Here is a 7315-nt window from a genome sequence, read left to right as displayed (position 1 = left end):
GCCATACTCGATCAGGGCTGGGGAGAATTCAGGCGGCAGCTGGACTACAAGGTGGCATGGAACGGTGGTATGCTGCTTGCGGTGCCGCCGCACCACACCAGCCAAACATGCCCGTGCTGCGGGCATGTCAGTAAAGACAATCGACTCACGCAAGCACAGTTCCTGTGCGTCGATTGTGGTTATGCAAATAATGCCGATGTGGTCGGCGCGATCAATGTTTTAGAGCGAGGATATCGCTTGTTAGCCTGTGGAGAGTCGGCGCAGTCAGGCCGCTCTGTGAAGCAGGAACCCACCGAAGGTAGGGCGCAGAAGTTGCGTTCACCCGCAGGGATCCCCGCCCTTTAGAGCGGGGAGGATGTCAAACTTCTATTCAGGCTTAGACATCGCAATATACCCAAAAGTTGGTTTCTAAACAATGACATTGATATCGAACCATTTAAGTTCGGGATCTATCAGCAAAGCCATCTGATTTGTGATAAAAAGAATCAAATGGTCTATAACTCTTGCTGCATGTCTCGGGTACTCTCTCATGCGCCCAAACTACTGACTTAAATATTTATGGCTAAGGGGCGGGTGATATGCCAATTATCAGTTGTCAAAGGATTAACCAAGGTTCAGCGAATTGTAGACATTGGTAACATGCCTTTTATCCTAGCCACAAAGTCGCCTGTTGAATAGAACAAGAACATCGTTTACTCTTCCAGCATTCTCGCTAATACTTCTATCGCGGATATATTTTGGAATGGCTTTGACTGTCAATTTGCAATGAAAATACAAGCGCATCAGGTGTACTGCATGGCGTCTCTATTAATCGAGAGTACCCACCCCTTTGTCTGCCAAAATAATATAGAACGTATGTCATGAATAAGACAATGCAAGCCGCTTTATGGATGCTTGGGGCGATATTCAGTTTTACCACTATGGCTATTGCAGGGCGTGAACTTGGTGCTGGTTTTGATACGTTCGAGATCATGTTATACCGTTCTGCTATAGGTTTAATGATCGTGCTGGTACTTGTTTATGCTACGGGAACGTTCCGCCAGATAGGTGTCCGCGAGTGGCGCACTCATCTCATTCGGAACGTGTTTCATTTCACTGGCCAGAATCTTTGGTTCTATGCGGTGACCGTGATCCCGTTGGCACAGGTTTTTGCGCTAGAATTTACCTCGCCATTATGGGTTATTTTGCTGTCGCCGTTTTTGTTGGGGGAACGCCTCACATTGATACGCGTCATCGCAGCGCTAATGGGATTCATCGGTATTCTGATTGTGGCTCGTCCTGATATAGGTAGTTTGCATCCTGGCATTCTAGCGGCGGCATCTTGTGCACTATTTTTTGCGCTTACGTACGTGTTCACTAAGCGCCTGACTCGGACCGAGAGCATTGCAGCTATCATGCTCTATCTGTCTGGGCTGCAACTGATTTTTGGTTTGATTTCAGCGGGATACGATGGGGATATCGCACTGCCCAATATTACCGATCTGCCTCTGTTAGGACTGGTTGCCGCTTGTGGATTACTGGCACATTTCTGTATCACCAAGGCGCTGACGATAGCGCCGGCAACAATTGTAGCGCCCCTTGATTTTGTGCGTTTACCGATCATCGCCATTGCCGCAATGATTATCTATAACGAGGCCATTGATATATGGGTTTTCGTTGGCGCCAGCATTATATTTGCGGGCAATTACCTGAATATTTGGGTCGAGACGCGCAAACGTGCATAAGCATACTCACGTTATAGTTTATGCTAACCTCGTCTTCTTGTTGGCAATGATGGGAGTGAAATAGACTTTTTCTCGCTGGACTCATTTGTAAAACCGCCATTAGCATTTTCCTTTTTGTCTCACCTTTTGGTTTAGAAAGGCACGTTTTCAATTTTTTTTAAAAAACCTAATTGCATCAGTGGTTTCATAAAATTTTGTGATTTTCTGCTGGCTTGGTCCAATAACAGCGTTGACATTCCTTGTTTGAAACCCAATCGCGGAAACGCAGTTAGTACTTCTGATAGTGTTTTCGTGTGAATATCATGAAGCCAAAGGCCTGCCACGTCTGCGCCTGCGCCAAAATGTAGCAGCGCAATTTCTGGATCTAATTTGTGAGCAACGCCAACAGAGTTATGATGAACAATCATTTCATGAACCAAGTCAGCTTTCTGAGTGCTTAACTCATGCCCTATACAAAATCTCCTTGCGGCCGTTGCACCATCTAGTTCAAATGTATTTCCTTTATCAAACGTGTGCAATAATCCAATGTCGTGCATTATTGCTCCTAGAAAAAATACTTCTTTATCAAATGGTTGTTTGACTCTATGTGCCATGGCTAAACCAAACGCGTAGCTTCGCAGGCAATGATTAACCAGATAATCGGGACTATGTTGAATCACCATGTCCAACGCTTTTTTGCAATTGCTAGAATCCGGTATCTGATAGATCTCTTTTGCAACGTACTGGATGTGATCACCCGAAACAAATCTGCGGACTCGCCGAAAAGCACTGTTGATATCCGATGATACAAAACTGCACAATAAGCAGGTTTTGGAAGGTAATGGTTTGATTTTTGTTAGTTTCATGAATAATACTCATATTTTTGTACTGGTTCGCATATTAATGTATGATTAATAATAATTGATGTCAATTATTTTTATGCGAATGAGTACAAAATGATAAAAAAACGTGGCCGCCCACAAAAATACAATTCCGATGAAGCCTTGGATAAAGCTATTTTGGTTTTTTGGTCAAAAGGATTTACAGCAACATCCTTAGATGATCTAGCTAATGCAATGAATATGAATAGGCCAAGTATCTACAATGCATTTGGCGATAAAGAGTCAGTTTATCGTCAGGCTTTTTCACGCTTTTTTACTCAGCTTGGTTCACAGTCGACCCTAATATTGTTCGATGAACCGGATATAAAAAGAGCAATGAAACTATTTTATAACACTGCCTTGGATACTTATTTTAGTGGCGACCAAGCGCTGGGTTGCTTTGTAACCTGCACAGCAACAGTGGAGGCAGCGACTCATTCTGAAATTAGAAAAGATTTAAATGTTGCTATAAATAGCATTGATGTGGTTATTGAGAAGCGGCTACTCAGAGCGCAGCAAGAGGGTAACTGGCCCCGAGATAGAGATCTAAAAACGGTTGCTAAATTATTGCATGCCACTTTGCAGAGCCTAGCGGTGAGAGCTCGAAGTGGTGAGGCGCGAGGATCATTAGATGCCATGTACACTGGCGTTGTAGATATGCTTTGTTAAAAACTGAATAGAGTATCCCGCGTTGAGCATTCTGCCCAACAACAAGAACACACCCCTCTGCGAATAGTTATATCAGTACTAGATCCTCCTTTAGTTAGCTTGAAATGCGCCTCACTGAGCGAACTAACATCATTTTTAGACTGCCGTTGACAATTAACTCATTGTTAACTTTCTGCTGTATATCATGCGTTCAGAATTTGACTCAAGGCGATTGATTAACAATAGCGTTGGATCAGCCAATGTCATTTTTGATGTTAACTACCATACATAGGTTCGAATTAGGGAAATTATGTTTTTTGAAAACTCAGCCAGTGAAAATCAAACCTTGCTTAGGCTAGTGACGTATTTTGCACCGCATAAGGCAATGCTATGTGTTGCTATTGTTGGTCTTATTTGTTTTAGCGTTGTTGATGCTGGAATGATTTATTTTATTCAACCGCTAATAGACGATGGATTAGCTAAATCTGACGGAAAAGTGCTTAAGATTGGGGCGCTATTGGTCATCGTTATTTTTATACTTCGCGGTGTTGCTAGTTTTTTATCTAACTATTGTATGGCTTATATCGGAAGTAAAATTACGTTTACTATTAGGCGAGAGGCATTTAGTCACCTGCAATATTTACCCTTGGATTTTTTCCAAAAACACAATGCTGGAAAGTTGATATCAAAAATAACCTATGACGCTGAGCAAATTTCCAAAGCGACGTCGGAAGTCTTCATTGTTTGCATTAGAGAAAGTTTAATCGTTCTGGTTTTACTGGGCATAATGTTGCACTCAAGCTGGCAATTATCATTGATATTTTTGATTGTTGGTCCGGTAATAGGATTAGTAATTAATTTTGTATCGAAGCGTTTTAAACACATCAGTTTAAATATGCAAAATGCAATGGGAGAAGTAACCCGTCATACGGAACGCGCCATAAGTAGTCATAGAGAAGTGTTAGCATTTGCTACACAGAGCCTTGAAAGTTCGCGATTTAGTCAAGCTAATAACATTAATCGCCGACAATATATGAAGCTTGCAACAACTTCAGCGATAAGTAATCCTGCTATTCAACTCATAGCATCTATAGCGATAGCTGGTGTGCTTTGGTTGGCAAGTCTTGATGGTGTAATTGGACAAATTAGTGCAGGAGAGTTCACCACTACCTTAGTCGCCATGGGTTCTTTGCTTAGACCGTTAAAGCAACTGACCAATATCAATCAATCTTTACAACGAGGTTTAGTCGCCGCTAGCAGTCTTTTTGGTGTGCTTGATGAGCCCGTTGAAATTGATTCTGCAAAGCAAGAGATTACGTCTTTCAGTAAACATATAAAAGTGCGCAATCTCAATTTTTGTTATCCAAGTAATAGCCAGTTAGTACTAAAAAATGTGAATTTCACTTTAATTAAAGGTCAAACAATCGCATTAGTAGGGGAGTCTGGCAGCGGAAAATCGAGTATAGCAAACCTACTGATGAGATTTTATATTGCTCAAGATCCGCAGATTAGCATTGACGATATTCCCTTAAATCAATTGTCATTGAATAATCTAAGGCAACAATTTTCGCTAGTGTCTCAGCAAGTTGTTTTGTTTAACGACACCATCGCTTCGAATATTGCATATGGATGTAATCGTGCGGTCACCACTGGCGAGATTGAAGAGGCAGCAAGAGTTTCAGATGTATGGGGTTTTGCTGAAAAGTTACCTGAAGGATTAGACAGTTACATCGGAGAGAATGGCGGCCAATTATCGGGTGGACAAAGACAACGGATCGCGATTGCCAGAGCGATCCTTAGGGATGCCCCAATACTCATCCTGGATGAAGCAACTTCAGCATTAGACACTAAGTCAGAACATATGATCCAACAAACACTTTCCAAATTACAGCAACACAAAACCACAATCGTGATTGCCCACCGGCTAAGCACGATAAAGAATGCGGACCAGATCCTAGTAATGGAGAATGGGTGTGTTTGTGAACAAGGAACTCATCGAGAATTATTATTAATGAAAGGCGCTTATTATCATTTATATCAGCGACAGTTTCATGACCAAGCTAGTTAGCAAAGCACTAAAACGATTAGCACTAAAACGATTAGCAGGAAAACTCATTAGCTCCTCTAACCATCAAATTAAATTATAGAACCGGAACCACTTATGAATGAAATTGACGCTCGAATATTACAATACAATGATTTTTTCACCGCTGTAGTCATCATCGGAATTATCTTTTACGTACTTACAATTATTGAAACAATCTTCGATATTTCAACAAAGCGGCGGCTAGGATGGAAGGAAACTATGGCGAATGTTGCCATCGAAATTGGTAATCGTATTCTAGACAGTACGGTGATTGGCGCCGTCTTCATCATCGGTTTTTTGTTTGTTGAGGAGTTTGCCGTCGCAAAGATTGCCGTGACTTGGTGGAGCTGGCTACTCGCAATTATCGCTGTCGATTTCACTTATTACTGGATGCATAGAATTGAACATGAACGACGGATCCTCTGGGCTGTCCATAGTGTCCACCATTCTTCTCAAGAGTATAATTTGACCACCGCACTTCGTCTATCTTGGCTTGAGAGTTTATATGAATGGCTGTTTTTTATTCCCTTGCTTCTTATCGGGTTCGACGCAGTACAAATTTTAGCATCATTATTCGCTGTGGTTCTCTATCAAACATGGATCCACACAGAAAAGGTAGGCAAGCTCGGTTGGCTCGACGGCATTCTTAACACGCCATCAGTGCATCGTGTTCACCATGCCACAAATGCGGACTATATCGACAAGAATTATGGCGGTATTTTAATAATCTGGGACAGGCTGTTTGGAACGTATCAAGCTGAAAATGAAAAACCCATTTATGGTCTCACCACTCAACTTGAATCCTCGAACCCCTTAACTATCAATTTTGGAGAATTACGAACAATATATAAGGACGTAATTCACGCTGAAAGTTTATCGCATAAAGCCAGTTATGCATTTGGGCGCACGGGTTGGCAGCCGCGCAAGTGTGCAAAACAAACTGTCGATGAATAGCATTACGGCTATACACAATCGCCGCAATATGCACTTGTACTTGTTTTGGCATCCATGAAGATGCCATTCGTCAAGGCCGAGTCAGTCCAATGTTGTAATGCCGAGATCTTGCGGGTCGATTAAAACACCCGCGATAAATGACTTAACAATTTTAACTTCATCAGTTTAAATGTTAAACGTTCATCTCTATCAAGGAAAACACACTTGGCTTGCACTACAACGCTATAAAATCATATATGGGCTTACCAATAACCACTAGGTCTGTGGCAAAGGTATGATCATGAAAGGTGTTTACAACTGTATTTGATAGGGGACGGGTAAGTTAGTTGGATGCTTTGGCATTAGCTGAGTTAGCTTTGTTGAGTAAAATGTGGGGGCTTACATTCCAAGGGCTATCTCTCAAAAAAGACTTAACATGGTAATGCGAACGTGTTTCAAATTTGTTCATGGGTGGATGAGCATTTTCTCTAGCTAACTGGAATAGCGCGCCTAATAGGGGTTGATCCTGTGCGAGATGGAGCTCAACGGGCAATCCGGCGGTATCTGTAAAACATGATACGGCCATGTGCGGTTCTTGCGTATTTTCAGTTGTATTATAAAAAGCTTTTGCAAATACGGAATACACTTTTTCATAACTAAAAGTGTTCTTGACCACCTTAATTCTAGCTAGGCCTGCGCCAAATCCATATGATCCGGAGCCATCATCATAGATGCTGACCCACCATCCTTCAGATGACTTTAAATGTATAGGTTCACAGTGTTTTATTAGAGACTTATCTTCTGATAATACCGGTAACGAAACACCCATTAAAAAAAACAGAAAAACAGGGACGAAAACTCTCTTTTGCATATTACGATCCTAACGCGCGGCTTAAGCGGTTTAATGTTATTGGCTTCATGAAATTGCTTTATTCTAAAAGTAAAGATACATAACAATCAGTTTGTAGAAGCCTACTTTGAAGTAGGTTAATGGGGGGTTAATGTTTTCATTTACTTGTATTTAGAATTGACCTGCCACTCAATTATTTCGATTAAAACAACTA

At 41.6% G+C, this 7315-nt stretch carries 7 protein-coding genes; 5 read left to right on the top strand and 2 right to left on the bottom strand.

Translation table 11 applies throughout. The annotated features are described in order from the left end of the window. The first annotated feature begins 3 nt into the window (after positions 1–3). Together G399_RS20445 and G399_RS0108975 are read left to right on the top strand one after the other, a co-directional pair. Complete coding sequence (locus G399_RS20445) at positions 4–345, top strand: RNA-guided endonuclease InsQ/TnpB family protein (protein WP_280512679.1); 342 nt, start codon at positions 4–6, stop codon at positions 343–345. 515 nt (positions 346–860) lie between these two features. After that, positions 861–1724 (top strand): DMT family transporter, encoded by an 864-nt coding sequence (locus G399_RS0108975; protein WP_006008561.1) that lies wholly within the window; start codon positions 861–863, stop codon positions 1722–1724. A gap of 131 nt (positions 1725–1855) precedes the next feature. Here G399_RS0108975 and G399_RS20440 read toward each other — a convergent pair whose 3' ends face one another. Continuing rightward, positions 1856–2569 (bottom strand): HD domain-containing protein, encoded by a 714-nt coding sequence (locus G399_RS20440; protein WP_211229860.1) that lies wholly within the window; start codon positions 2567–2569, stop codon positions 1856–1858. 90 nt (positions 2570–2659) lie between these two features. Here G399_RS20440 and G399_RS0108965 point away from each other — a divergent pair, with 90 nt between their 5' ends. The 3 genes from G399_RS0108965 (at position 2660) to G399_RS0108955 (ending at position 6272) form a co-directional block, all read left to right on the top strand. Further along, complete coding sequence (locus G399_RS0108965; RefSeq protein WP_006008558.1) at positions 2660–3253, top strand: TetR/AcrR family transcriptional regulator; 594 nt, start codon at positions 2660–2662, stop codon at positions 3251–3253. 289 nt (positions 3254–3542) lie between these two features. Continuing rightward, positions 3543–5300, top strand: a complete 1758-nt coding sequence (gene msbA / locus G399_RS0108960; protein ID WP_006008557.1) for a lipid A export permease/ATP-binding protein MsbA — start codon at positions 3543–3545, stop codon at positions 5298–5300. A 93-nt stretch (positions 5301–5393) separates the two neighbouring features. Beyond that, positions 5394–6272 (top strand): sterol desaturase family protein, encoded by an 879-nt coding sequence (locus tag G399_RS0108955; protein WP_006008556.1) that lies wholly within the window; start codon positions 5394–5396, stop codon positions 6270–6272. A gap of 322 nt (positions 6273–6594) precedes the next feature. On the opposite strand, the gene G399_RS0108950 is transcribed toward G399_RS0108955, so the two are convergent. Continuing rightward, positions 6595–7122 (bottom strand): hypothetical protein, encoded by a 528-nt coding sequence (locus tag G399_RS0108950; protein WP_006008555.1) that lies wholly within the window; start codon positions 7120–7122, stop codon positions 6595–6597. Between the last annotated feature and the right edge of the window lie 193 nt (positions 7123–7315).

Origin of the sequence: Brumicola pallidula DSM 14239 = ACAM 615 (assembly GCF_000428905.1) — a bacterium.
Taxonomy (GTDB): domain Bacteria; phylum Pseudomonadota; class Gammaproteobacteria; order Enterobacterales; family Alteromonadaceae; genus Glaciecola; species Glaciecola pallidula.
This window is presented reverse-complemented; position numbering and strand designations above follow the sequence as displayed.

Bases quoted from the DNA above. Each gene is read 5' to 3' on its own strand.
- G399_RS0108955 (WP_006008556.1), top strand. From the start codon at position 5,394: ATGAATGAAATTGACGCTCGAATATTACAATACAATGATTTTTTCACC.
- G399_RS0108965 (WP_006008558.1), top strand. From the start codon at position 2,660: ATGATAAAAAAACGTGGCCGCCCACAAAAATACAATTCCGATGAAGCC.
- G399_RS0108950 (WP_006008555.1), bottom strand. From the start codon at position 7,122: ATGCAAAAGAGAGTTTTCGTCCCTGTTTTTCTGTTTTTTTTAATGGGT.
- G399_RS0108975 (WP_006008561.1), top strand. From the start codon at position 861: ATGAATAAGACAATGCAAGCCGCTTTATGGATGCTTGGGGCGATATTC.
- msbA (WP_006008557.1), top strand. From the start codon at position 3,543: ATGTTTTTTGAAAACTCAGCCAGTGAAAATCAAACCTTGCTTAGGCTA.
- G399_RS20440 (WP_211229860.1), bottom strand. From the start codon at position 2,569: ATGAAACTAACAAAAATCAAACCATTACCTTCCAAAACCTGCTTATTG.